This is a genomic window from Mycobacterium sp. (assembly GCF_032159775.1).
Taxonomy (GTDB): Bacteria; Actinomycetota; Actinomycetes; order Mycobacteriales; family Mycobacteriaceae; genus Mycobacterium.
In genome coordinates this window covers 1-24,902 of sequence record NZ_JAVHWK010000156.1, presented here as the reverse complement: position 1 = coordinate 24,902, position 24,902 = coordinate 1, and the positions used below count along the sequence as shown (strand labels likewise).

At 63.2% G+C, this 24,902-nt stretch carries 20 protein-coding genes and 1 pseudogene; 2 read left to right on the top strand and 19 right to left on the bottom strand.

Annotation, left to right across the window (positions count from 1 at the left end; all coding sequences use genetic code 11):
- Position 1 precedes the first annotated feature (1 nt).
- The 7 genes from QOJ24_RS21500 to QOJ24_RS21470 form a co-directional block, all read right to left on the bottom strand.
- Positions 2-1,321: a nucleotide sugar dehydrogenase gene (locus QOJ24_RS21500; RefSeq protein ID WP_526264941.1), complete on the bottom strand. Its 1,320-nt coding sequence runs from the start codon at positions 1,319-1,321 to the stop codon at positions 2-4.
- Positions 1,322-1,332: 11 nt separating this feature from the next.
- A complete protein-coding gene (locus tag QOJ24_RS21495) occupies positions 1,333-3,363 on the bottom strand; it encodes a heparinase II/III domain-containing protein (protein WP_526264939.1) in 2,031 nt (676 codons plus the stop codon).
- Between the two features lie 421 nt (positions 3,364-3,784).
- Positions 3,785-5,008 carry a glycosyltransferase family 4 protein gene (locus QOJ24_RS21490; RefSeq protein WP_526264937.1) on the bottom strand — a complete coding sequence of 408 codons (1,224 nt, stop codon included), beginning with the start codon at positions 5,006-5,008 and terminating at the stop codon, positions 3,785-3,787.
- On the bottom strand, positions 5,005-6,156 hold the full coding sequence (locus tag QOJ24_RS21485; RefSeq protein ID WP_526264935.1) for a glycosyltransferase: 1,152 nt from the start codon (positions 6,154-6,156) through the stop codon (positions 5,005-5,007). Before QOJ24_RS21485 ends, QOJ24_RS21490 begins: the two co-directional genes overlap by 4 nt.
- Entirely contained in the window at positions 6,153-7,235 is a 1,083-nt protein-coding gene (locus QOJ24_RS21480) for a glycosyltransferase family 4 protein (protein WP_526264933.1), read from the bottom strand. The genes QOJ24_RS21485 and QOJ24_RS21480 overlap by 4 nt, the downstream gene beginning before the upstream one ends.
- A complete protein-coding gene (locus QOJ24_RS21475) occupies positions 7,228-8,694 on the bottom strand; it encodes an O-antigen ligase family protein (RefSeq protein WP_526264931.1) in 1,467 nt (488 codons plus the stop codon). The genes QOJ24_RS21480 and QOJ24_RS21475 overlap by 8 nt, the downstream gene beginning before the upstream one ends.
- 74 nt (positions 8,695-8,768) lie before the next feature.
- Positions 8,769-10,106: a hypothetical protein gene (locus tag QOJ24_RS21470; protein ID WP_526264929.1), complete on the bottom strand. Its 1,338-nt coding sequence runs from the start codon at positions 10,104-10,106 to the stop codon at positions 8,769-8,771.
- Positions 10,107-10,360: 254 nt separating this feature from the next.
- Here QOJ24_RS21470 and QOJ24_RS21465 point away from each other — a divergent pair, with 254 nt between their 5' ends.
- Positions 10,361-11,311 (top strand): aminotransferase class IV, encoded by a 951-nt coding sequence (locus tag QOJ24_RS21465; protein WP_526264927.1) that lies wholly within the window; start codon positions 10,361-10,363, stop codon positions 11,309-11,311.
- A gap of 20 nt (positions 11,312-11,331) precedes the next feature.
- The gene (locus tag QOJ24_RS21460) at positions 11,332-12,456 is read left to right on the top strand and encodes a methyltransferase domain-containing protein (RefSeq protein ID WP_526264925.1); all 1,125 of its coding nucleotides are present in this window, start codon (positions 11,332-11,334) and stop codon (positions 12,454-12,456) included.
- On the opposite strand, the gene QOJ24_RS21455 is transcribed toward QOJ24_RS21460, so the two are convergent.
- From QOJ24_RS21455 to fadE29, 12 genes and pseudogenes are all read right to left on the bottom strand, one after another.
- Positions 12,435-13,760: a UDP-glucose dehydrogenase family protein gene (locus QOJ24_RS21455; RefSeq protein WP_526264923.1), complete on the bottom strand. Its 1,326-nt coding sequence runs from the start codon at positions 13,758-13,760 to the stop codon at positions 12,435-12,437. The genes QOJ24_RS21460 and QOJ24_RS21455 overlap by 22 nt on opposite strands.
- Positions 13,760-14,890, bottom strand: coding sequence for an NAD-dependent epimerase/dehydratase family protein (locus tag QOJ24_RS21450; protein ID WP_526264921.1), 1,131 nt, complete (start codon positions 14,888-14,890; stop codon positions 13,760-13,762). Before QOJ24_RS21450 ends, QOJ24_RS21455 begins: the two co-directional genes overlap by 1 nt.
- Positions 14,883-15,785 carry a phytanoyl-CoA dioxygenase family protein gene (locus tag QOJ24_RS21445; protein ID WP_526264919.1) on the bottom strand — a complete coding sequence of 301 codons (903 nt, stop codon included), beginning with the start codon at positions 15,783-15,785 and terminating at the stop codon, positions 14,883-14,885. The genes QOJ24_RS21450 and QOJ24_RS21445 overlap by 8 nt, the downstream gene beginning before the upstream one ends.
- Complete coding sequence (locus QOJ24_RS21440; protein ID WP_526264917.1) at positions 15,782-16,450, bottom strand: PIG-L deacetylase family protein; 669 nt, start codon at positions 16,448-16,450, stop codon at positions 15,782-15,784. Before QOJ24_RS21440 ends, QOJ24_RS21445 begins: the two co-directional genes overlap by 4 nt.
- Positions 16,447-17,259 (bottom strand): glycosyltransferase family protein, encoded by an 813-nt coding sequence (locus QOJ24_RS21435; protein ID WP_526264915.1) that lies wholly within the window; start codon positions 17,257-17,259, stop codon positions 16,447-16,449. The genes QOJ24_RS21440 and QOJ24_RS21435 overlap by 4 nt, the downstream gene beginning before the upstream one ends.
- Positions 17,260-17,264: 5 nt before the next feature.
- Positions 17,265-18,512 (bottom strand): methyltransferase domain-containing protein, encoded by a 1,248-nt coding sequence (locus QOJ24_RS21430; RefSeq protein ID WP_526264913.1) that lies wholly within the window; start codon positions 18,510-18,512, stop codon positions 17,265-17,267.
- A gap of 35 nt (positions 18,513-18,547) precedes the next feature.
- Positions 18,548-19,534: a GDP-mannose 4,6-dehydratase gene (locus QOJ24_RS21425; RefSeq protein WP_526264911.1), complete on the bottom strand. Its 987-nt coding sequence runs from the start codon at positions 19,532-19,534 to the stop codon at positions 18,548-18,550.
- 37 nt (positions 19,535-19,571) lie between these two features.
- Positions 19,572-21,125: a sugar transferase gene (locus tag QOJ24_RS21420; RefSeq protein WP_526264909.1), complete on the bottom strand. Its 1,554-nt coding sequence runs from the start codon at positions 21,123-21,125 to the stop codon at positions 19,572-19,574.
- A 732-nt stretch (positions 21,126-21,857) separates the two neighbouring features.
- Complete coding sequence (gene ltp2 / locus QOJ24_RS21415) at positions 21,858-23,024, bottom strand: 17-hydroxy-3-oxo-4-pregnene-20-carboxyl-CoA lyase (protein WP_526264907.1); 1,167 nt, start codon at positions 23,022-23,024, stop codon at positions 21,858-21,860.
- Positions 23,024-23,425: a MaoC family dehydratase gene (locus QOJ24_RS21410; protein ID WP_526264905.1), complete on the bottom strand. Its 402-nt coding sequence runs from the start codon at positions 23,423-23,425 to the stop codon at positions 23,024-23,026. Before QOJ24_RS21410 ends, ltp2 begins: the two co-directional genes overlap by 1 nt.
- On the bottom strand, positions 23,422-24,384 hold the full coding sequence (locus QOJ24_RS21405) for an OB-fold domain-containing protein (protein WP_526264903.1): 963 nt from the start codon (positions 24,382-24,384) through the stop codon (positions 23,422-23,424). The genes QOJ24_RS21410 and QOJ24_RS21405 overlap by 4 nt, the downstream gene beginning before the upstream one ends.
- A pseudogene (fadE29, locus tag QOJ24_RS21400) lies at positions 24,381-24,902 on the bottom strand (acyl-CoA dehydrogenase FadE29); the annotation flags it as partial. The pseudogene fadE29 and the gene QOJ24_RS21405, both read right to left, overlap by 4 nt.

Genomic DNA, 24,902 nt, shown 5'->3' with positions numbered 1-24,902 from the left:
GCTACCAACCGATGCCTCGGTAGTTTGCGGTTCCCCTCAGCTGCTCTGCATCGGGCAGCCGCACCAGGTCGATGACGAGCTGGTGCGACTCTCTCCTGGCGATCGCGTCGGCGACCTCCGCGACGCGCGAGCCGGCGATCAGCACCTCGCCGTGCTCGAGCACCTCACCGATGTCGTCGACCAGGACCTCACCGATGTGGGGCAACCGTTCGCCGATGTAGGCGCGATTCGCGCCTACCAGCCGTGACAGTGCCACGTTCGCATCGTGAATTTTGACGTCGAAGCCCTTGCCGATGAGGCGTTCGGCGAGTTCTACCATCGGGCTCTCCCGTAGATCATCGGTGCCCGGCTTGAACGACAGCCCGAAGATCCCGACCTTCCTGCGGCCGTCGGCGACGACCATATCGACGGCGCGCCGCAGATGAACCTCGTTGGACATCAACAGGTTTGCCAGCAGCGGCACGTCGACGTCGTTTCGGCGTGCCGTATGGGTCAGCGCCCTGACATCCTTGGGCAGACACGAGCCACCGAACGCAAACCCCGGCCGAAGGTAGGCAGGACTGATGTTCAGCTTGGTGTCGGCCAGAAAGACGTCCATGATCGCGTGCGAGTCAAGCCCCAGGCCCGCGCAGATGGCGCCGACCTCGTTCGCGAAGCCGACTTTGAGGGCATGGAAACTGTTGTCGACGTATTTCGTCATCTCTGCAACCGTGATCGGCACCCGGAAGCGAGGTCCGGGAAGACCCTCGTACAGTCCCAGCACCGTCTCCCCGCTGCGTGGATCACTTTCTCCCACCACAGTTTTAGGGGGGTCGAAGAAGTCCCTGACACTCGTGCCCTCGCGGAGGAACTCGGGGTTCAGACAGACGCCGAAATCAACGCCGGCCCGCTTACCGGATTTCTGCTCGAGAAGGGGAACCAACAGGTCCTCGCAGGTCCCGGGCACCATGGTGCTGCGGTAGACGACCACGTGCCAGCCGGTCACGTCGGCGAGTGCCGCGCCGATCTCAGACGTCACCTGTTCGAGGTAGTTGGTCGCCAAGCCTCCGCCTGCACCCGACGGGGTGCCGACACACACCAACGAAATGTCGGTGGTCATCACGGCGGCGTACGCGTCTTCGGTGACCGTGAGATTGCCTGCAGCGACAACTTTCGCGGTGAGTTCGCCGATCCGCTCTTCGACGACCGGCGCCCTGCCGTTGGCGAGATCGTCAAGCTTCTGGCGATTCACGTCGACTCCGACGACCCTGTGTCCGCGTGCCGCCAGACACGCCGCGGACACACAGCCGACGTAGCCGAGGCCGAAGACGCTGACAGCCATCTGCCGATTACTCATGAGCTGCTCACCACCGTTTCAGGCCGCGAAAATGGGCCTCTGACAATGGCGCCGGACATGACGCGGTCGATCGTCAACCCGCGTCCGACCCCGTTTTCCGACCACGTGACGACTGACCTCGCGTCATCCATCGATATCCCCGCATTCGTAATCGATCCGGCGTCGACTGTCTGCATGAGCGTCAGCACTGCCACCGGACCGGGGACCTTGCACCTCGCCCCCACCAGCCACGCCGGGGTCCTGTGTTCCAGACGATCGGAAAACCAGCCGAGGTGCGTCTCGGGATCGCCCTTCACGCGTTGCAATTCGATCGGCGCGGTGGCGGCGTGACAGAGCTGGAGGACGGGCTCGTCGTCGATCGTGACCAGGTGCCCATCGCCGGTAGGTGCCACGTCCAGATCGGGATGCAGCGGCCACGACACCACCACATCGTGCTCGGCTCGTCCATCGATCAGATCGACGATCACGACCGTCGCGAGACCGTGCGGTGCTATCAACCAGCGCCGGTGGACAACCGGATCGTCGAGGCGAAGGTACCCATGGTGCTCGGCATCGACAATGCCGCGGTCGAGATCGACAGAGCGCACGTTGACGTTGGCATGCCTGCTCCAGAGGAACGGGCCTGCGATGACCGACTGGTCCAACCCGTCGACACACACCGTGGGATGGGCTCGGGTGCTGCGGTGCGCGGTTCGCCAGGCCGGATTTCCGTAATAGCTCGCAGTACCCGGATCGACGATGAGGTCCCGGCCCTCCGAGCTGAGGGTCACGGCGAGCGCGTCGGCGTGCCCGTGCGCGGCGATCGACAGGTAACCCAGAGGGCCGATGTCCATGGTGAGGCGGCGCCGACCGGATCGAAGCACGACCAGCCCCCCGTCCCGGGCATAGACGCCTGCTTCCACTTCGGGGGCCACGACTTCGCGCGGCTGGTCGAGGCCCCTGCTCAGCGAGGAGGCGTACCACGCGGCCTCCATCGTGGGGTGGGCTGTGATTCCGACCTGGCCGGCGGCCGCTGCCGCGATTCCGAGGTGTTCGCGCACCGTACGTTTCGGCTGGACCCCGAGCCGCAGCGCGAACCCGTCGTCGTCATCGCCGTACCGAGGATCCGGGTCATCGTTGCCGACGAGCGAGGCTAGATACCGCGAGCTGCGGTCGAGTGCAGCGGTCAGCTGGGCCGGTGCGCAATCCCCGCGGACCCGCGACAGCACGGCGACGATCGCAAACAGCTCGGCGGTGAAGATCTGATAGGAGATCGATTGCTCGGCGCCTGCGCCGTCCGGCAGGATCTGCCGGTCGGCCTCCTCCGCAAGCATGTCGATCGCGCGGGCCGACCATGACGCGGGCGCCACCAGTTCGGGAAACAGCAGATGCACAACCACCAGGCCGGCGAGTTCACCGACCAGATGGTTGTTGGCAGAACTGAATCGTGAACGCCCCTGCCAGCAGTACCGTGCGCTGGCATCGAGGACCCGGACGGCTCGGCGGAATCGTTCCTCGGTCAGCGCGGGAGACCCCTTCAGACCTTGCAACGCAACGGCTATCGATATCGCTCTGATGCCCGCCTCGAACGCGCCTCGCCACGCGATCCCCTGTCCGACCGGGTTCTGGACAACCCATGAATCGAGGTGTTCCAACGCCAGATCCGCGTAGCGCGATTCGCCGGTGAACAGCCAGGCCTGCGCAAGCACCGGCAGGTGTTGCAAGCGATTGAGTTCCCAGATCCATTTCGGGTCGCTGCCGGCAACCCTGTGGTCGATTCTGCGGCTTGCGATCGCGGGCCACCGATAATCGCCCAGCGGGTCATAGCTCCAGTCCACGAATGTGCCGATGTTGGTGCTCGGGTAGCCGAAGTACGAGCGCTCACCTGTGGACAGCCGATCTGCGGCACGGACAAGCGCCTGCACCGCGGCCGGTTCCGCCGCTGCGATCCGATCCGCCTGTTCCTGACCCAGCAGAACCGGCCGGTCGACATCGTCGCGGAACCGCTGCAGGAGTATTCCCCAGTCGGACACCGATTCTGTCAGCATTCTCGAATCGGTTTGCTGCAGTTCACCAAGGCCCGTTGGGTCGAGGCACGCCGTCCTAGCCCTCCAGATGACCTCTCGGGGTGACATGGCAGCGGCGCGACTCAAGTACCAAGCAGGGGCAGCCATCGCGGTCTCTCTCGATAAAATGCACGAATATGTTTATCTAGCAAATATTTCTACACTGCGGCCGAGCCTTATGCAAGCGCACTTCGCACAGTTATAAACGCTGGCGGTCCGCGCAAAGATACCTGATGGGCAACTTATAGCGAATTAGTTGGTTTAAACGCCGATCCGCCGTGCCTACCGCCGTCGCGTGGTGCCGCCTGAGCCCGTCAAGTCGTCGTGCAGCTTCCCCAATCGTCTCGTCGGAACGCGATCGAAGACGGCGTCCGAAGGGTGTCATGTGTTCCCTCGACAGGAATCAGCAACGACTCTTCTCGGCGGTCTCTGAAGTGTCGACGCTGAGAAGTCTTGAGTAGAAACCGACGAGCGCGCGCCGCGACAGGTCCCACGACAGTTCCTCTTCAACCCGGTTGCGTCCGACCATTCCCATGCTGTGACGGCGCCCGGCATCGTTCAGCAGCGTGTCGACGGCTTCGGCGAACGCGCACTCGTCATTGGCCGGGACGTACACCGCGGCGTCACCGGCCGACACCCGCGCCTCCACAAGATCGAACGACACGACGGGACACCCCATCGCCATGTATTCGACCACTTTGTTCATGGTCGACACGTCGTTGAGTGGATTGAATGGGTCGGGTGACAGACAGACGTCGGCGGTGGACAGGCAACGCCGGACGAATTCGTCTGGAACACGCCCGGTGAACTCGACGACGTCCGAAAGGCCCAGATCTTCACTGAGGGAAACCATCTCGTCGAACGCATCGCCTGCACCCATGAATATGCAGTGAACGTCGTTGCGGCCGAACTTGTCCCGTAAGAGCTGCAACGCGCGCAGAGCATAATCGACGCCGTCCTGCGGCCCCATCACACCCAGATACGTCACCAGATACTTCTTACCTCGCCGGAGGCTCGGATCCTGCGGTAGCGAGACGAAGCGGCTCAGGTCCGGCGCACTGCGCACGACCGTCACCCGATCGGCCGCCATCTTGCCTCGCCCGATCGCCACCGCCCGGTAACTCTCGTTCGTCGAGATCACCGCGTCGGCAACGGCGAAGGTGAGCCGCTCGACCAACAGCGTGAGCCGGTAGAGGGCGCGGCCCCGGTTCGGGAAGCGCGACAGGAACAACTCCGGCACGAGGTCATGGTGGTCGAAGACAAAGCGGGTGCCGCCGGGTCGCAGCACCAATGCGATCAAGAAGAGCAAATCCGGGGGATTGCACGCATGCACGACGTCGACTGGGCCGTCGCGTCGAACCTTCATCGCCAGCCGGAACGTGTGCCACAGCGCCAGGGTGTATTCGCGTAGATAGCCCAGCGGTCCCCCGGCCGCAGGACGCAATGGGTACCGCAGGATGCGGACGCCGTCGATCACGGTCTCGCGCTCGCGGTCCTGTTTCGCACCGAGTGGACAGATCACGGTGACCGCAAAACCGGCGTCTACCAATGCCCGGCTCTCCTGCCATACTCGACGGTCGAACGGCACCGACAAGTTCTCGACGAGGATCAGTACGTGACGTTTCACAGCTGCGTCCGTCCGGTCGTGACAAGTGGCCTGCTGACAACGTCTTCGATTGCTCGCTCCGCCGCCTCGACGCTACGTCGCAAGTCGAACTCGGTCTCGATGCGGGCACGGCCGGCTTGGCCCATGCGCCTGGCGGCCTGCGGGTTCGACAACAGATCCACCAGCCTGTCGGCGAGCCGTTGCGAATCCCTCGGCGGCACAAGGTAGCCCGTTCGACCTTCGGCGATGATCTCGGGTGTGCCGCCGACCGAGGTACAGACGGCGGGCCTGGCCGCGGCCATCGCCTCGAGCAACGCGATCGAGAAGCACTCGCTATCCGAGCTCAGCGTGAAGACGTCGATTCCGCGCAGAAGTCGCGTCACATCGGAGCGGGCACCCGCGAAATGGACGCTGGACTCAATTCCCAGCTCCGCGACCATGGTCTCGAGATCGCGGCGAATCGCGCCGTCTCCGATGATCAGAAACTTGGCGCGAGGCACGTGGTCGATCACGAGTGCGGCCGCCTGCAGCAACGTGGTATGGCCCTTCTCCGGGCGAAGGCCGGCGACAATCCCCACCACCGGATCCTCTTCGCTCCAACCGAACTCACGAACAGCGGTGCGGTCAGAATCGATATCGAAGATCGACGGATCCACCCCGTTGTGAACTATCCGAATCTTGGCCTCCGGGTATCCCAGCTCGTCGATCATGTACGGTCGCTGCCCCTCGGCGACACCGAAGTAGGCACTCGTCCATCGATCAAGCGCCCGGTCGAGCTCATTCCGGATTCGGCTGCGTGGAGTGATGTCGGAGACGTTGTGCACCCACACGATCGAGTGTGTGACACCCGCGAACCGCGCGGCGATGCGGCCGAGTGCTTCGGCGCTGTAGCCCCGCACCACCACGACGTCGGGCTGCGTACGGCGGAAGATTCCGGTCAGCTCAGACAGTGCGCGCGGGGCATTTCGCTTCGCCAGGTGCAATGCACGCGCTTCGATTCCCGCCGCAGGCAACGCGTCGAAGAGCGCGCCCTCCTCACCGATACAGACGACCGACGGTGTGAAGCGCGCGGGATCCATCCGTGGGAGCAATGTGGTGACATGACGCTCAGCACCGCCGGTGTGCAGGTCGGGTACGACGAACGTGACGCGGATTGGTCTGCGATTCAATGTGTCACCTCACGATAGAGAGCGTCGAGCCTGCGCGACACCTCTGTTACCTCGAACTGGTTCTTCACTCGGTGGTAGGCGGCGTCACCATGACCGACGCGCACCTCGCGATCATGCACAACGAGCTCTAGTGCCGCTGTCAGCCGCTCGGTGTCGTCAGCGGCGATGAGCACACCGCAACCGTCTCCGATCATCTCCGGTATGCCGCCGACATCTGTTGCGATGACGCACAAGCCGCGTGCCATCGCCTCCAGAACGGCCATCGGCTGACCCTCGTTTCGGGACGGCAGCACCAATACGTGGGAGTGGTCGAGTAGCTTGGCGACTTCGCTTTCGGAAAGCCAGTCGTGGATATCGACCGAGTCGTCGATGCCTAGTTCCACGACACGGTCGCGGGCCCGGTCCACCTCTCCGTCACCCGCCACGGTCAGGGTGGCCGCACTGCCGCCGCCTGCGGTGAACCGCACGTCACTGACCAACTCGGCCCACGCGTCGAGCAGCATGAAAGTGCCCTTGTGATCGCCGATCCGGCCGAGGAAGACGACGCGCACCGGCTCGCCAGCGCCAGGCTGACCGATGCGCTCACCGAGCCGTACCGCGTTGGGAATGGCCAGTATTCGTGCGTCGGGAACAAGCGTCCGCATCCGTGTCGCCCATACTTCGCCGAGTGCTACAAAGGCACTGACCCGCGAAATGGTGGCCCGGATGACCGCCTGCATCACCTTGGGTGAATTCTCGTAGTAGGACTGAAACCCTGACCCGTGCATGTGCATCACGACTGGTGTGTGAGTAGGTCGGCTGATCCAGAACAGGATCGCCTTCCTGATGAAGCTGCCGCGGGTGCTGGCGTGCAGATGGACGACATTAGGGCGGAGCCGGATCAGGGCCGCAACGAATTCGATTGTGCCGCGAACGAATAAGCCGATCTTCGTCGCCGGCGAGCCGTCTCCGTGCGTGACGACGTGCCGGACGTCCCAGTCGTCCCACAGACCGGTGTCAGCCATCTCCCGGACATAGGTGGCAATGCCGCCCCGGGTCTGTGTGCTTGTCGATGCCCACAGCACGGTTTTCTCAGCCATGGTGGCACAGCAATCGCTGATCTGCGTCGGGCGCGGACACCTGCTCGGCCTTTCTGTGGCGGTCGGCGCAACCGACTGCGATTCCTGCCAGCAGGAACACCACCACCACCGGGTAGTCGAAGAATCGGAGGTCGACGGTCAGTCCCGTCCCGACCAGGACGGCAAGCGCCATGAAGGCGATCAAGACGATCGGCCGTCCGGACAGTTCGTCATCAGAGAGCCTGCGGTAGGCATCTCGCAGCCGGAACACGATCAAGGCGAGAACTCCCACCCACAACAGAAGGCCGACGATGCCCACCTCGGCGAGGACGCCCAGTTCGGTTCCGTGCGAGACGATGCCGTAACCACGATCCCACGGGATGTCGGGTGACCACTGCTGGTGGTGAAAGGTATTGACCGCCGGGAACCGACCGATCCCCCATCCGGCGATGGGCTTCTGCACGACGGCCCACAGCGCGGTCTGGATCGTGTTGAGCCGGTCATCCACCTCTTGCGCGGATGCCACACCGCCCGCCGCGCGGTCGCTGCTGACGAATACCGACCAGTTGGCAAGGATTGTCGCCGCCACGAGTCCGATGGCGATACCGAATCCCATGCGGGCCCGCTTGGCGAAAACGACGCCGATGATCAGCACCACCATTCCGGTGAGCCAGGCCGCCCTCGTATGAGTCAGGTACACGCCCCAACCGCAGCCGATCGCGCCGAGGAGCGCCAGGTACCTCCGCCACGGTGGTTCGGCACGATGGCTCGCCAGAATCATTCCGATCGCCAGCCCGAAGGAGAGGACCATTCCGTTCGCGACCGGATGGTTGAACACACCGACGGCCCGGTCGGGATAGCTCGGTATGTCGATGATGTAGCTGGGCCAAACGAGTTCGGCGGGCCCCGTGAATTGCAGGATGCTGGTGAGCGCCGAGTATCCCGCCACCGCCAAGATCGTCCAAAGGGCTACTCGCACAGCCGATTCGCGATCGAACGCATGCCTGCCCACGCAGTACAGCAGAAACGGAACGACGGTCCCGACCACGATGAATCGCGGCACCGAGAACTCCCCGATCAGGCCGTTCTGGTCGGGGACTTGCGGGCCGGCCGGGTATCTGTGATAAGCGGCCATCGAGTAGACGTTCCACAGCAGGTACAGGGCCATGCACCACTCGACGGCGCCGAAACGGCGCAGTGTGTCGTTCGAGCGATCCATCAACGCGACGGTGCCGATCAGCGCCAACACGACCACGCCCAGGTAGGAGTCGTTCGGCACACCCTGATCGCTCAATGGCAGCCGAAGAAACATCGTCACCAGCAACAGCACGGTAGCGAACACCGGACTGGCCAGCGCGCAGATTCCCAATGCGAGACAGACGGGCGCCAACAGCAGCAGTTCGCCGATCCTCGAATCGACGACCACGGCGGGGACTGCGAGCCCAATCACGACCACGGCAGCGGCCAAGACCAACGACATCCGGCCGGGACGATCGCGGCGCCGGCGCCGGCGCTGGCGAACAGCGTGCAGTCCAGTCATCGTCGTCGGGTCACTCAAGCGGCGTCGGCGCCCGCGACCAACACCACACCGATCGGCTCGGCGTGCGTTTTTCGGAGCGTGGCAACCGCCGACTGGACGTCGTTGGCGGTTGTCGAACCGACACCTGCAATCAACAGTGTCGTGTCCGCGGCGGCGCAGACGATCTGGGCGTCCGTGGTGCTCGAAATCGACGGGGCGACCACAATCACCGTGTCGGCGCGGGTACCGATCTCGTCGAGGACCGAGCCGAGTCGTTCGCGCGTCATGTATGAGCGTCCCGCGGCCGACGAGCCATACGAGATGATCGTCAGCATCTCGGTCTGGTCGGCCTGCAAAAGAGCAGGGACAAGGCTGGTGTCGGCGAGCGCGTCGGTCAGACCCTTCTGCGCCGGATCGACCTCCGCCGCATCGACGCGGACGAGGACTGTCTGGAGTCCTTGGCGCGCGGACAGTTCGGCCAACTCAGTGGCCACGTCGAGCGCGGCCCGCACGCGGGGGCAATCGGTCAGCGCTATCACCGGCGACTTCGGCAGGTCTTGGAGGCTGATTGTGTTGGCCAGCGCGCGGATTCGTTCGTCCCGAAGTATGGCGAGTTGAGCCGAGCCTGCGGCGGGCACCTCCGCCAACGGCTCGATGCCGGTCTTGTGCACCAAATCTTCGGCAGTCCTGATCTTCGTCGAAAGCGATGCAAGCCCGATGGCGGCGAAGACGCCCAGAAGGAGCCCACCGAGGATTCCTGTGACCAGATTCAATCCGATGACCGGCGCGATCTCCGTTACACCCGCCCGCAGCTGCAGCTCGGTCAGTTGATTGGTGGTGTCGGACTTCATTGCGTCAAGTCGGTCTTGCATGACGCCCAGCTGGGGATCGATGACGCCGTTGGGCTGGGGCTGGGCACGGAGGTCGTGCACTTGGCGCTGAAGGTCCTGGACGGCTTTTTCAGTGCCCTTCTGCCGGACGGAGTTCACGTCTTCGCTGAACGTCTGCGCCATCTGCTGGGCTGCATCCTGCGCAACCGCGGGACCGTCGGCTGTGGCCGCGATCGTCAGGATCGGGCTCGCCGCCACAGTTTGGGCCTCGAACTCGATGTCGCCGGGAATGTTTGCGGCTTCCCTGAGCCGATTGACGGTGGCGGGTTCGTTGAAGAGCTTTGCGTAACCGACTGCCACCGTCGCGTCCTGGTCGGGAGACCGACCCGTTGAGGAAAGGATCAGCACCGATTTGCCCACATAGGTGGTGGGCTGGGTCAGCGAGATCAACACCGCGACAGCTGCCCCGACGCCGGCAATCAACAGTACGATCCACCATCCGCGGCGGACCTGTTCGATTCGGCGTTTCAGAACTGGGTTCATCTTTTGCTCCCCTCACGATTCGCCCGAGTCTTTAGCCCTATCAGCCACCCTGCAGCTACGACTGATGGCGATCAACTTAACGCGTAAGTGCAGATTCCGCAAATGGCACTGTTGTGTTGACTATGGCTACGAACCGGATAAACTCCATTCTTGTGCGGATTCTGCAACCAATCGTTGAACTTGGCGAAGGCCGCCATCGGCAAATGCGCACAAGCGCGCCACGACCCGACCGCACCAGCTAGAAGGACGGAACATTGGGACACGTTGCGTCGCTGTCGCAGCTACAGAAGCCGGCATGGGCCCTCGTCAACGGTGAACTCGTGCCGTACGAGGACGTCCGGATACACATCAGCGCGGAGGCACTCACCCGAGCCCTCAGTGTTTTCGAGGGGATCAAGGGCTACTGGAACTCCGCCGGTGACGTGTTCGCGATTCGAACACCGCACAGGCATTACCAGCGCCTTCGGCGGTCCGCTGCCCTGCTGCACATTCCGGTCACCTTCAGCTATCAAGAATTCGTCGACGGCCTGCGGACCCTGGCAGCCAAGTTGTTGGTTCCCGAGAAGGACCTGTGGTTTCGCGCAACGCTGTACGTAACCCAGGGCCATTGGGGCGAGGGCACTGTGGCCGACCTCGTCGTGACGGCATTCACGCAGCAGAAGAGCGCACCCGATGCGATGGGTCTCGGCGTCAGTACATGGCGAAGGGCAGCCGATGTCGCTTTGCCCACCCGCATCAAATCCAGCGCCAACTATCTGGGCGGTCGGCTGGCACGTATCGAGGTGGGTCGGCTGGGCTACGACGAAGCGGTGATGCTCAACGACGCAGGCCGAGTGGCCGAGACGTCGGGCGCATGCATCCTGATCGCCGACGGGGGTCGGGTGATCACGCCGCCTGCCAGTGAAGGGTGTTTGGACAGCATCACAGTCGATGTACTCGAACTGCTGAGCCGCACAAGCGAAGTACCGTTCGAACGCCGACCGATCGAGCGCACCGAACTGTTGGCCGCGCAAGAGTGTGCAATCGCAGGGACGATCACCGCACTGACAATGGTCTCTGAGGTCGACGGCTTTCACTACGAGCAGGCAGGAGTGCTTGCGGGCATTCGCGAGCGGTACATCCAGCTCATGCGTCAAGACCTGGTACTGCCGGGCGTTGAACTGCTGCCGCTGGTCCATGAACCGGCCCAAGCCGTTTCGCACTGATCGATCGACAAGGAGCCATCATGTCGCAACCCTCATGTCGACTGTGCCGCGGCGCATCCGGCACCACTGTCCTGGACCTCGGCGATCAGCCCGCCTGCGATCACTTCCCGCAGGCCGATGACCGCGGGTCTGATCCGACCTATCCGCTGCAGATGTGGCTGTGCTCGGATTGTGGTCTCGCTCAGCTGGTCGACGATCCCACGGACGCGCAAGAGCCACGCGGAGTCGAGCCCGCCGCGTTGATCGCGCAGTCGCAGGACGCGGTGCGCCGTGCTACCTCGGCGGGCTGGCTCCACGCCGGCGCGACGATCGCGGAGTACGGCAGTCCGCACGGCGGCTCGTGGCTGACGCTCATCACAGACCAGGGCCTGAAACTTGCCGGCGAAGATCAGCAGGCCGACCTCGTCGTCGACTGCTTCGGATTGATGCATTGGCGTGACCAGGCCGCCGCGATCGCAGAGCGTGCCGATCGGGTCGCCCCCGGGGGTGTGTTGCTGCTGCAGTATCACGAGCTTCGCGCCATTGTGCGGCAAGGACAGTGGAACATGCTGCGGCTCGGCCACTACGCCTACTACTCGTTGACGACACTGGAACGAATGCTGGCGCGGGTCGGGTTCAGGCTGCGCACTGCATGGACGTTCGACCTCTACGGCGGCACCGTCCTGCTCGCAGCCACTCGCGACGGATCGTCGGATGACTCGGTCTTGCGAATTCTGGAGGAGGAGCGTGAATTGGGCATCACCAAGCCCGAATACGTCGGTCAGCTTCAGGACAGCGCATACGCGTCCGCGCACAGTCTGAAATCGTGGATCATCGACCAGAAGGCCAGTAGCCGCGACGTTTTCGGTTATGGCGCGGCATCACGCGCTGTTTCGATGCTCGCCATGGCGGAAATCGATCGCACCGAACTGTCGGCGATCGCCGATGCGTCTCCCGCCAAGTGGGGTCGACGCATGCCCGGCACCGACGTGCCGATCATCAGCCCGGCCGACCTGGTCAATGCGCAGCCCGAACGGGTACTGCTGCTCCTGCCCGATTTGATGACCGAGGTACGGGCCGCCCTACCGGAGATCGAGGCAGACGGCGGCTGGTGGGTCGATGCCGCAAACTTGGAAGGCGCGCCTCAAAGTCCGATGCCGCTGTAGTTCGCTACGCTCGTCGGGGCGATCATCCGCCTGCCGTCCACGAGCAACGGCGGCTCCGGTTGGCGCTCGATCAATGCAGGCACTTGGGCGAACTCGTCCCAGCGCGTGATCAGCAGCACCGCGTCGACATCCTGCACCGCTTCTGCCATGTCTTCACACAGCTTGATGTTGAGCCCCGCGAACACGGCCGAAGCAGACTCTGTGGCGATCGGGTCGTAGGCACGAACCTCGGCCCCTTCGCTCACCAGCCTGTGAATGAGCGGTATCGCAGGCGACTCCCTCATGTCGTCGGTCCCAGGTCGAAAAGCCAGTCCTAGCACACCAACCCGAAGACCAAACAGCGCAGGGAAATGCCGCCGAAGAAGATCGAGCATCCTCTCGGGCTGCGCACGGTTGACGTGGTCGACGGCCTCGAGTACCCGCATCGGGACACCCAGCTCCGTACCTTGTGAGACGAGCGCTTTGGTGTCCTTCGGCAGACAACTTCCGCCGTATCCGCAACCCGGATACAGAAACGACGCCAACTGGGCTGTCTGTCCTTCCTCGTTGGTGAGGTAGCGCGAGAGATGGACACCTTCCATGACGGTCGGCACGTCGATCTCACCGATTTCAGCCGATAGATTCGCCAGCTCGTTCGACAGCGAAATCATCGTCGCGAGAAGGGTGTTCGAAGCATATTTGATCATCTCGGCCGAACGCGGGTTCGTCCGGACGACGGGCACAGAGTCGAACTGCCGGTAGGCCTCGGCCATGGCGTCGATGCTGCGATCGTCGATCCCGCCGAGAACAATCCGATCCGGGCGCAGGAAGTCGCTGACCGCTTCCCCCTCGGTGAGAAACTCCGGGTTCATGCCGACGCCGAAGTCGTCTCCGGCCTTCTTGCCGGATGCGGCCTCGAGGATCGGCAGGACGGTCTTCTCCGTCGTCCCCGGCACCACGGTGCTCTTCACGACCACGACGTGGTAGTGCCCGATCTCCTTGAGCGCCGTGCCGATCTGTTCGGCGACCGTGCGGACAAAGCTGAGATCGATCTTCCCGTTGTGCAGCGGAGTTCCGACGGCGATGAGCGACATGTCGCTACTCGTCACCGCTTCCGTCAGGTCGAGGGTGGCCCTCAGTCGACTGCCGATGTGGCGCCGCACCAGCTCGGGAAGGTCGCGTTCGTGGATCGGCGGTACGCCCGATGTAATCTTGGCCACTTTGTCCCGATCGGTGTCGACGCACACAACGTCGTGACCGAGTTCTGCAAAGCACGCACCCGACACCAGGCCGACGTATCCGGTGCCGATTACTGCGATCCGCATCAGGCGTCGTCACCCCCGGAATTCGCCCCGTACCAGATCAGCAAGCGCCGCAGGCCTTCGTCGAGTTCCACGATCGGTTCGTAGTCGAGTTCGGCCCGCGCCTTCGAGATGTCTGGACAGCGCCGGTTGGGGTTGTCGCGGAGATAATCCGGGTCGTTGGTCTGCCCGAGCACGACAGAACCCTTGTAGCCGAATAGATCTGCCGACGTCGTGGTCATCATCCGCGCCAGATCAGCCATCGAGATCTCCGGCGCCTCCGTGCCGATGTTGTACGCCTCGCCAACGCCGCCGCGAACCAGCGCCTTGTAGTAGCCGACGACGGCATCGGCCACGTAACAGAATGTGCGCATCGGTGTTCCGTCGGACAGGATCGAGATGTCCCGACCGGAAAGGATGTCGCGGGCAAAATCCGGCAGCACGCGCCGGTCGGTGATCTTGAGGCCGGGCCCGTAGTTGTTGAACGGCCGCGCGGCACGAATCGGCAGCCCGTACTGCTGTGCGAAGTTCACGCACAGCGTCTCGCCGTATCGCTTCGCCTCGTCGTAGCATGCGCGGGGTCCGGTGCATGAAACGAAACCGCGGTAGTCCTCCGGCGTCGGGATGCAATCCGGTGACGGGTCGCCGTAGATCTCGCTGCTCGACATGAACAGGAAGCCGCCGACCGGCTTGCCATCGACATCCTGTCGGTGAAATCGATCGAGGAGCGCACGCAGGCCGTTGATGTTGGAGTCCATCGTCTGGATCGGACGCTGCCGGTAGAAGTTCGGCGATGCGATCGATGCGGCGTGGATGACGTACTCGAAATCGCCGACGTCGTCGCGGAGTGGTGACGCGAGGTCGTAGGTGAGAAATCGGACTCCGCAATCACCGTCCAGTTGCTTTGTCCAACCAGGAACGCCGCGAACGTAATTGTCGAACACGGTGAGCGAAATCTGCTCGGACTCCGACGCGTTCCGATTGTGATGGTGGATCGCGTGTACGAAATAGTATCCGAGAAATCCGGCCCCCCCGGTGATCAACAAGTTGGAGCCGGCCATTTCGCCGAACTCGGTACTCAACCGCCGACATATGGAGTCGACGTCTTCGGCGACGACCTCATCGGCACTTTGCATCAGAGCTGAACTAGACATCGGTGGTCACCATTTCCTTGAGTCCTTCGTAGTCGAGCGCGACGTCTTCAGGCATGCGGTCCAGGTCCTGGACACGGAGGAAGTCACGCAGCGACGTTCCTGTGCACTCGGAGTCGACGTTGGTAGCTTCACGACGCGTACGGACATCGCCGATGTTCACCGTGCGGAAGTCGATGCTGAACCTGGTCATCCCCGAGGTGTTGGGCACCGTCGAATGCAGCTGGTTGCCGGAGAAGATCATCACCCCTCCGGGCTCGGGCACGATCCGTAACTGCGGATCGAGCTGTACTGGTTCCTCGGGCTTCGGCTGGTCGCGGGTGTCGCTCTTGACGTGCTGTGCCGCGGTGACCCGGCTGGTCTTGGTCCATTCGTAGTAGTTGTAACGACGGGATCCGTTTCGAACCGGATTGCTCCAGTACTGCGGATGGAACGCCATCACGTTCTCGGGTGCCACCGGATAGATCGGTATCCACCAGTTGAGTTGGCTGAAGGGTGCCGAGTACCAGGTGTCGCGATGCGGATGGAAGGCGTACGCGATGCCAGAGGTCAGATAGGCGTCGGATGTGGACGTCCGCATACGCGGCAGGTCGAAGTACGTCTCCTCGGGATCGCAGCCATAGGAAGCGATGAGCGCCGTCACCCGCGCCTTCGATTCGGGGTGGTGGATGAATTGTGGCTTGAGTTCAGCTAGAAGTTCGACGTAATCCTGGACAGGCATGTCGAATTGGGCCGTCTGCGGATCCCGTCCGCCGAAGAGCTCAGTGATCAGGTTGCGCGCATGCTCGATGAGTGCGAGCGACTCGGCCGATGCGGAGTGAAGCAGCACATGGCCGTCATAGATGCGTGTTCGGCGCTCATCGTCGGTGATGTCAGGGTTGGTGAAGATCGTCGTCACTTGTCTGCCTTCCTTCCAGGTGTAGTGAACGACACCAACGCCTTCTCCAGGACGAATCCCTCGGCGTGGGTGCTTCGACATTGCACGCCCCGGAGACGGGAAAGCCCCAGAAAGGCCTCCTCATCGAACCAGTCGTGATTCGTCTGGGACGGGTAATGCTTGACCAGCAGGCGCGCTTTTTCCTCAGCGACCTGGCGGGTGATCGGGTGCAGAACCGTCGGGCGCGGAGTATCGGTCTCCCACTTCAGGATCTCGTAGCCGAGGACGAGGTGATCACGGAACTCCGTGGGTAGCAGTTCGGCGAGAAGGCGGTGATCTTGGTGAGCGTCGGCGCGTTGTGGGCCGAAGACGACCTGCGCATCGCACGACCTGGCGAAGTCCCTCAGGCAGTTCTTGATACGGTCCCACTGCGCGGGCGCTCTGCCGTCTGGCACGTCCAACACGGTGAGCTCGACATCGGCGCCGGAACAGAACGCCGCCAACGCGTTTCGTTCCTCGACTTCGCGATCGCCATCTCCGCCCGACAGCACGAGACCGCGCACACGCACATCGGGGTCGGCTTGCGTCAGAGTCAGCAGAGTGCCGCCCATGCCGATCGCTATATCGTCGCAATGGGCTCCCACAACGACGATTTCGTTCAGGCTGCCCGTCTTGAGTTCGATCATGGCTGAGCGGCAGCCGCCAGTGCACCCTCGTGCGCAGCACGCTCCCAGACCATCCACGGTCGGTCGCCCTGGTGGTATCGAGAATCCAGCTCCGCTCGCTCCTTGAAGGTATCGGCAGGCTTCCAGAAGCCTTCGTACTTGTAGCCGAACAACTTCCCTTCACCTGCCAGCGTCACGCACGCGTCCTCGACGAGGCATCCACCTTCCGGCAGGTAATCGAAGACGTCCTGCGACAGAACGAAGAATCCGCCGTTCTCCCAAATGGGCAGCCTCGACACGGCCACGATGTCCTTGACCTCGCCGGCTTCACTCACATCAACGCAGTGGAACGAAGACTGCGGCGGCACGATCATCATCGAGGCGACAGCGCCGGATCGGTGGTACTTCTCGACGACATCATCCATCGGTGCGTCGGTCAGGACGTCGGCATAGTTGGCCAGGAAGTACTCATCGCCGTCCAGATGCGGGCGCACACGGCGGAGACGTTCACCGATCGCAGACGACAATCCGGTGTCGACAAAGGTGATTGACCAGTCACTGATGTCGGACTGCATCAGCTGCACTTTGCCGCCGGACATCATGAAGTCGTTGGACGCCGCCTCTTGATAGTTGAGGAAGAAGTTCTTGATGTGGCCAGCGCCGTAGCCCAGGCAGAGGATGAACTCCGTGTGGCCGTAGTGGGCGTAGTACCGCATCACGTGCCAGATCAGCGGCCGCGGCCCGACCAACTGCATCGGTTTGGGCATTCCGTCGTCGGCGCTGTCGCGCATTCGCATGCCGTATCCGCCGCAGAACAGGACTACTTTCATTTCGATTACCTCCTGCTGTCTTGAAAGCTGGGGATGGCTGTGTGCAGGGTCGGCAGTGGGAAAACGAGCACGCCGCCCCACTCGGAGATGTAGGCGAGTTGCTCGGTGATCTCGGCTTCGAGATTCCACGGCAGTGCAAGTATCACGTCCGGCCGATCTTCGGCGATCTGTTCGGTCTCATAGATCGGAATCCGTGCGCCGGGAGTGAATCGTCCATGCTTGTAGGGGTTTCGGTCGACCGTGTACTCGAGCAGGTCGCTGCGAATTCCGCAATAGTTGAGGAGCGTGTTGCCCTTACCCGGGGCGCCGTAGCCGACGACCCGCTTCCCTTCGGCGCGGCAGTCGAGCAGGAACCGAAGCAGTGCATGACGAATCGACTCGGTCCGACGGCGAAGCTTGGAATAACCGGAGACGTGGTGAAGCCCGGCCGCCTCCTCGATCCGCAGCACATCGGCCACCCGGTCACTCGGCGGACCGGCATATGCCGCAGGCCGCGCCCACAGCCGGAGGGAGCCACCGTGGGTGTCGACGAGTTCGACGTCGACGACGGCGAGGTCTGCCGATGCCAGTGCACGGATCGCGGACAGCAACGTGTAGTACTGGAAGTGCTCGTGGTAGACCGAATCGAACTGACCAAGCTCGATGAGGTTGAGCGCGTGATGCACCTCGATGCTCAGGCAGCCGTCATCGTCGAGCAGTGTGCGCAGCGACCGCGTGAAGCCCAGTAGATCCGGGATGTGGGCGTATACGTTGTTGGCGACAACGAGATCGGCCGGACCATGCTCGTCGCGAATGCGCTGTGCCAGTCGCTCGTCGAGGAATGCTGTCTCCGTTGGGACGCCGCGCCCACGAGCAGCCGCTCCCACATTCACCGACGGCTCGATGCCGAGGCATCGGATGTTCTTGGCGACCGCGTGCTGCAGAAGGTAGCCGTCGTTGCTCGCCACCTCGACGACGAACGATCCGCTGCCGAGGTCGAGCCGCGTGGCGGCCTGGTCGACGAACGTCTGTGCATGTGCGACGAAGCTGTCGGAATACGAGGAGTAATAGGCGTATTCGGTGAAGGTCTCTTCGGGCGTGATCAACGCTGGGATCTGCAGGAGAAGACAGTCCTCACACAGCCGCAGGTGAAGCGGAAACGTCGGCTCCGGGGCGTCGAGCTCGTCAACGGTGAGGAACTTCTCGCACGGCGGCGTGGCACCCAAATCGAGAACACTGACCAGTCGAATCGAATCGCACAGTCGGCACCGCACCTGCCCAGACCCTTTCCCGTTCAGCTCGTTTGCCATCACGCGCCGACCAACTCCGCGGGCTGCGGCACCAACGCGTCCTGTAGCCACTCCACTGTTCGTGCGATGCCGTCGACCAGCTCGACGCGCGGTGCCCACCCGAGCTCCCTTTGCGCCTTCGTCGCATCGAGTGCGATTGCCTGCAGCTCACCGCTTTTCGACGACGTATGGGATGGGGAAGCCGGGCTGTCGAGTGCGTCGGCAATCAATCGATGCACCTCAACAACGGTCGCCTGGCGCCCCGTTCCGATGTTGTAGGTACCGGCGGTGCCGTGCGGGGCCTCCCCGGCGCGCAGGAACGCGTCCACCACGTCGTCGACGTAGACGTAGTCCCGGCTGGCCGTTCCGTCACCGTAGATCGTGGCGAGACTGTCGGTGAGCATTGCGCGACCGAAGACGGTGATGACACCGGCCTCGCCATGCGGATTTTGCCGAGGGCCGTAGACATTCGCCAGTGCGAGGCAGATCTGCGACAGTCCGTACATCTCCGCATACGCGCGCATGTACATCTCGCCGGCGAGTTTGGCCACCGCGTAGGGCGATATTGGATCGGTGCGTACCGTCTCGTCCACCGGCAGGCACTCCGGGGCGCCGTACCTCGACCCGCCGGAGGCGGCGTAGACGATTCGCGTGACGTCCGCCTGCCTGGCGGCCTCAAGGACGTTGATGGTTCCGAGTACATTGTTACGGGCGTCGAATTGCGGATCAGTGAGCGAGGCCCTCAGGTTCACCTGCGCGGCAAGATGAAAGATGACGTCCGGATTGCTGCCGGCGACGATGTCACTCAATTCCGGTGCCTGAATATCGCTCTGTACGAACGTGAACCGACGCCGATCGAGTCGGTATCGGCTGCGAGCGGCATCGAGGTTCGCCAGGACACCCGTGCTCAGGTTGTCGATACCTACGACCTGATGGCCCTCATCGAGCAGTCGGTCGACCAATGTGGAACCGATGAATCCGGCAGCGCCGGTTACGAATGCGCGCATTGCGGTTGTCTCCTTGTTCTCGAGGGCCGACCGGCCCTCAGTAAGCGCCTCGGCGCTCGATGACCGCGCGCAGAGTCTTGGCGATGATCAGAACGTCGCCGACCATCGACCAGTTATCGACATACGAAAGGTCCAGGCGGACAGCCTTGTCCCACGGCAGATCAGACCTGCCGCTTACCTGCCAGAGACCCGTGACACCGGGCTTGACGAGCAGTCGCCGCTGCACATCGTCGTCGTATGCCTCGACCTCACGCCTCAGCGGCGGTCGGGGACCGACGACGCTCATCTCCTGCCGGAGCACGTTGATGAACTGCGGTAGCTCGTCGATGCTGAACCGTCGCAGGATTCGGCCTACCGGGGTGATCCGGGGGTCGTTCTTGATCTTGAAGAGCAGGCCGTCACTCTCGTTGGCCGACAGCAGGTTCTGCAACTCCCTGTCGGCGTCCTCCACCATGGTGCGGAACTTCAGCATCATGAACGGCTTGCCGTCGATTCCGATGCGCTCCGCCTTGTAGAACACCGGGCCCTTGCTGGTCATCTTGACCGCGGCGGCTGCGATCAACAGCAGCGGAAGAGAGACCGTCACCGCCGCCAGCGCGAAAGCGAAGTCGAACGCCCGCTTCTGGAACCGCTTCGCACCCTGGTACTGCGGCTTGTCTATGTAGAGCAGCGGCAGGCCTGCGATCGGACGCATGGCCAACCGCGAACGTGCGACGTCCATCACGCCCGGCGAGACGACGAGTTCGACCCCCATCGGCTCCAACTCCCAGATGAGCCTGCGAATGCCTTTGACGCCGAAGTGGTCCGTGCCGGCAATCGCGACTTTGTCCGCGCCGCGGCTCCTGATTGCCTGGAGAACGTGGCCCTCACCACCGATGACCGGAATCTGTCGTCCGTTGATCCTGAGGTGCTCGCCGCAGGGGGCGCCGTAGCCCGGAATGGCGATACCCACGACACGGTAGCCATAGTCAGGACTGCTGGTCAGCTCGTCCGCCAGGTTCGCGACCGCGTCTCTGTCCCCGATGGCCAGTACCGCTGTTTCGTAGTTTCCCGCTCTGCGCTGACGCACCACGTGGCCTCGCCACTGCCAGCGACTGAGGACCAGACCGATGATTCCCACCGGCAACGCCACCGCGAGATAGCCTCGCGAAACCTCGAGTTTCAAGAGCAATTCAGCGATAGCCACCGCGCCGAACGTCCAGAACGACGCGACCACGACTCGCCGGTACTCCTCGATGCCGGCGCCGATGTACTTCGGCGATCGGGTACGAAGACCGGCCAAGGTCGCCAACCAGATGGTGACGAGCACCGCCGAGTAAACCGTCTCGTAGTGGCTTGCCAGGGTGTCCGCAGTGGGAGTGCTGCCGAAGCGCACGTACTGCGCAAGGAGCACCGCGATGCAGACCACGATGGTGTCCGTGAACCGAAGGTACGTGGCGTACCGGCGTTCCCAACTCTGATGCCCGAGTACCCGGCCTTGCGGCTCCAGCGCCGGCTTGACCACGGTGAGGTCTGCAAGAGCCGAGGCCTGTCCGCCGTTTGGCGCTTCGGCCAGGGAGACAAACGAACTGTGACGCTGCTGGATGACCATGGCTAGCTGACGGTCCCTTCAGCGCAACCGGCGACAGAACCGGCGGAGTCGGCTAGGGGTTTGCCGACTCCGCCGGCCTTCGAATCGCGCCGCGGGCGGCAGGCGCGTCGAGTCTGTAGTGGCAGTGGCGATGGGGACAACGTGCTGAGACGCGTTGTTTGATCTGGCACGAGCCCTCCCTCCCTGTTGTCTCAAAAGCCGTGTGTCCCAAATTTGGGACTCGGCGGCGTGCAAATCTCTGAGAATTAGCTGCCGGTTCGATGTCCGGAGCGAACACCTCACCTCGTTCAAGGAAGCTACCACTCGCACTTTTGCACCGCAAGGCAGATCTAGCAAATTCTTACGTATTACTGGCTAACGCTCGCGCGGCTGACGTGTGCGCTGCGTCACTATGGTGGCACTAAAGCACCTATGAGGTGCATGTATAAGCTGCGACAACTAGCCCGCCGGCTTTCGGTTCTATTTACGTTGTAGGAAAAAAAGTCCGCACTCATGCAGATCTAGCAATGCACGTAGTTTTTATAAGCGAAATCGCTGGTAAGTGCGGCATACCGATCTCCGACAGGCCGTTTGTAGATCGCGAAACGCTGTGGGGCAAAGTTAGTTCGCGCACATTAGATCTCGACTGAAGGGCAGGTCGAGAGCCGACGGTTCCCGCACGGGCTCGTCGCCTGCGCCACTACTCGCTAAGGCGCCGGCTCACGCGCACAAATCGTTGCGGGCGGTGAACGGTCAGCCGAGAATCAGGCCTGAGGTGGGCACTCCGGTGCCCGCGGTGACGAGAACATGTTCGACATCGGCAACCGGGTTCACCGACGAGCCGCGAAGCTGCCGAACGCCTTCGGCGATGCCGTTCATGCCGTGGATATAGGCCTCACCAAGCTGACCACCATGGGTGTTGATCGGCAGCCTGCCGCCGACCTCGATCGCACCGTCGGCGATGAAGTCCTTGGCCTCGCCTTTTCCGCAGAACCCCAACTCCTCCAACTGAATCAGTGTGAACGGAGTGAAGTGGTCGTAGAGGACGGCGGTCGCAATGTCGCTGGGCTGCAACCCCGACTGCTCCCACAGCTGCCTGCCGACCAGGCCCATTTCGGGCAGTCCCAACTCGGGCCGGTAGTAGCTCACCATCGAGTACTGGTCCGGGCTCGACCCCTGTGATGCTGCCTCGATGATCGCGGGTCGGTGCTTGAGATCTTTCGCTCGCTCGGCCGAGGTGATGACGAGGGCGACGCCGCCGTCGGTTTCCTGGCAGCAGTCCAACAGCCGCAACGGCTCGGCAATCCACCGCGAATTCTGGTGGTCCTCAATGGTTATCGGCTTTTCGTAGAAGTACGCCTTCGGGTTCTTGGCGGCGTGCTTACGATCGGCCACCGATACCGCGCCGAAGTCCTTGCTCGTCGCGCCGGACAGGTGCATGTACCGCCTGGCGATCATCGCCACCTGCGCAGCGGGCGTGGACAGGCCGTGCGGATACGAGAACGAGTTGTCGACCCCGGTCGAGTCGGCGTTCTCCACCAACCTCATCTGCACCTGGCCGAATCGCTGCCCCGATCGCTCATTGAATGCTCGATATGCCACAACGCAATCCGCGACCCCGGTGGCGACGGCGATTGCCGCCTGCTGGACTGTCGCGCACGCCGCACCACCGCCATGATGAATCTTCGAGAAGAACTTCAGCTCACCGATTCCGGTGGCGCGCGCAATGGCGACCTCGGTGTTGGAATCCATCGTGAATGTGACCATGCCGTCCACGTCGGCGGCCGTCAGGCCCGCATCGTCGAGCGCATCCAGTACCGCTTCCGACGCCAGCCTCAGCTCACTGCGGCCCGAGTTCTTCGAGAAGTCGGTGGCGCCGATCCCGACGATGGCCGCCTTGCCGGACAACTGACCCGGCATCACGCGCCGCCGATCGTCAACACGGAGGTGGCGATGACATGATCGCCAAGGCTGTTGCTGCCAACGACTTTCACCGTGACCACACCGTCCTCGACTGCCGTCACCTCACCTGTGAAGGTCACCGTGTCGTACGCGTACCAGGGCACGCCGAGACGCAGCTTGATCGACTTGATGATCGCGGTCGGGCCTGCCCAGTCGGTGACGTAGCGCTGTACCAACCCGGTGTCGGTGAGGATGTTGACGAAGATGTCCTTGGACCCCTTGGCCTGCGCCTTGTCGCGGTCGTGATGGACGTCCTGATAGTCGCGGGTCGCGATCGCCGTGGACACGATGAACGTCGGATCGCCGTAGAGCGACAGCTCAGGCAGCTTGGTTCCGACCGAGATCGTTGGTGCACTCATGCGTCAGGCTCCCATGCGTACAGAGTCCAGGCCGGACCGCCAGCGCCATCGGGAAAGTCGATATACGTTGCGCGGACCGGCATCCCGATCTCCACGGCCGCGGGATCGACATCCCGCAGCTCGCCGAGCATCCGCACCCCTTCTTCGAGTTCGACCAGCGCGATGACGAACGGCAATGTGCGGCCGGGCACCTTCGGTGCGTGATGCACGACGAAGCTGAAGACCGTGCCCTTGCCACTGGCGACGACATAGTCCGTCTGCGAATCTTTGTCCTGCCACAGCGCCGGCACAGGCGGATGCTGCAGGGCGCCGTCGCCCCGCTTCTGAATGCGCAGCTCGTGCGCGTTGATGCCGTCCCAGAAGAATTTTGTGTCACGCGACGAGGCCGGTCGCATCATCGCGTCGGCGTCGAGGTCCTCGGGGACTGCCCCAACCTCAGCCTGATCCGCATCTGCCGGCCTGAACTTCAAGATCCGCCAATCCATTTCGGCGACGTCCTCATCGCCCACCTGCCAGGTGATCCGCTGGCTGATGAAGTAGCCCTCACCGAGAGCGGTGTTCTTGGGCCCGACGACGTCGGTCAACTCGGCGACGACGCTGACGTCCTCCCCCGGCCGCAGGTAGCGGTGATAGGTCTGATCGCAGTTGGTCGCAACGACACCGACGAAGCCTGCGCCGTCGAACAATTCCATGATCGGCCCGATGGGGTCGTCACCTGGACGGTCGCCGCCGAGGCCCATCATCGTCCACACCTGGATCATCGCGGGCGGCGCGACGACACCCGGGTGGCCGGCGGACTTCGCGGCCTGCTCGTCGAGGTAGATGGGGTTGTCGTCCCCGATGGCGTCGACCCAGTGCCTAATCATCGGCTGGTTCACCGGATCGCGGCCCACGCGCGGCTTGCTGCGTCCGGCCGCCTTGATCTGCTCGACGGCCTTACCGATGTCCTCCGGGTTCACCTGGGAACCCTCGGCACCTTCAGTCCTGAAGCCGCGATCATCTCCCGCATCACCTCGTTCACTCCGCCCCCGAACGTGATCACCAGGTTCCGCTTGGTCTGGCTGTCGAGCCATTGGAGAAGTTCGGCCGTATCTGGGTCCGCCGGGTTGCCGTGTGTGCCGACAATCTCCTCGGCCAGCCGCCCTGCATACTGAATGCGTTCGGTCCCAAAGACTTTGGTCGCCGCGGCATCGGCGACGTCGATGGTCTCGCCGGACGCCGCCACCTGCCAGTTGAGCAGCTCGTTGATGCGCCACATTGCTTTGATCTCGCCGAGCGAGCGCTTGACGTCGTCGTGGCCGAGCGGCGTGTCGCCGTTGCTGCCCGGCTTGGACGCCCACGTGTGGATGCGGTCGTAGAGCGCCGCGAACCGCCCGGCCGGTCCGAGCATCACCCGCTCATTGTTCAACTGCGTGGTGATCAGACGCCAGCCGGCGTTCTCCTCGCCGACGAGCATCTCGGCAGGCACCCGCACGTC

Excerpts from the sequence above, each read along its gene's own strand:
- QOJ24_RS21495 (WP_526264939.1), bottom strand. The coding sequence starts at position 3,363 with ATGCTGACAGAATCGGTGTCCGACTGGGGAATACTCCTGCAGCGGTTC.
- QOJ24_RS21410 (WP_526264905.1), bottom strand. The coding sequence starts at position 23,425 with ATGAGTGCACCAACGATCTCGGTCGGAACCAAGCTGCCTGAGCTGTCG.
- QOJ24_RS21425 (WP_526264911.1), bottom strand. The coding sequence starts at position 19,534 with ATGCGCGCATTCGTAACCGGCGCTGCCGGATTCATCGGTTCCACATTG.
- ltp2 (WP_526264907.1), bottom strand. The coding sequence starts at position 23,024 with ATGCCGGGTCAGTTGTCCGGCAAGGCGGCCATCGTCGGGATCGGCGCC.
- QOJ24_RS21420 (WP_526264909.1), bottom strand. The coding sequence starts at position 21,125 with ATGGTCATCCAGCAGCGTCACAGTTCGTTTGTCTCCCTGGCCGAAGCG.
- QOJ24_RS21480 (WP_526264933.1), bottom strand. The coding sequence starts at position 7,235 with ATGGCTGAGAAAACCGTGCTGTGGGCATCGACAAGCACACAGACCCGG.
- QOJ24_RS21450 (WP_526264921.1), bottom strand. The coding sequence starts at position 14,890 with ATGTCTAGTTCAGCTCTGATGCAAAGTGCCGATGAGGTCGTCGCCGAA.
- QOJ24_RS21435 (WP_526264915.1), bottom strand. The coding sequence starts at position 17,259 with ATGAAAGTAGTCCTGTTCTGCGGCGGATACGGCATGCGAATGCGCGAC.
- QOJ24_RS21470 (WP_526264929.1), bottom strand. The coding sequence starts at position 10,106 with ATGAACCCAGTTCTGAAACGCCGAATCGAACAGGTCCGCCGCGGATGG.
- QOJ24_RS21455 (WP_526264923.1), bottom strand. The coding sequence starts at position 13,760 with ATGCGGATCGCAGTAATCGGCACCGGATACGTCGGCCTGGTGTCGGGT.
- QOJ24_RS21440 (WP_526264917.1), bottom strand. The coding sequence starts at position 16,450 with ATGATCGAACTCAAGACGGGCAGCCTGAACGAAATCGTCGTTGTGGGA.
- QOJ24_RS21460 (WP_526264925.1), top strand. The coding sequence starts at position 11,332 with ATGTCGCAACCCTCATGTCGACTGTGCCGCGGCGCATCCGGCACCACT.
- QOJ24_RS21500 (WP_526264941.1), bottom strand. The coding sequence starts at position 1,321 with ATGGCTGTCAGCGTCTTCGGCCTCGGCTACGTCGGCTGTGTGTCCGCG.
- QOJ24_RS21475 (WP_526264931.1), bottom strand. The coding sequence starts at position 8,694 with ATGTCGTTGGTCTTGGCCGCTGCCGTGGTCGTGATTGGGCTCGCAGTC.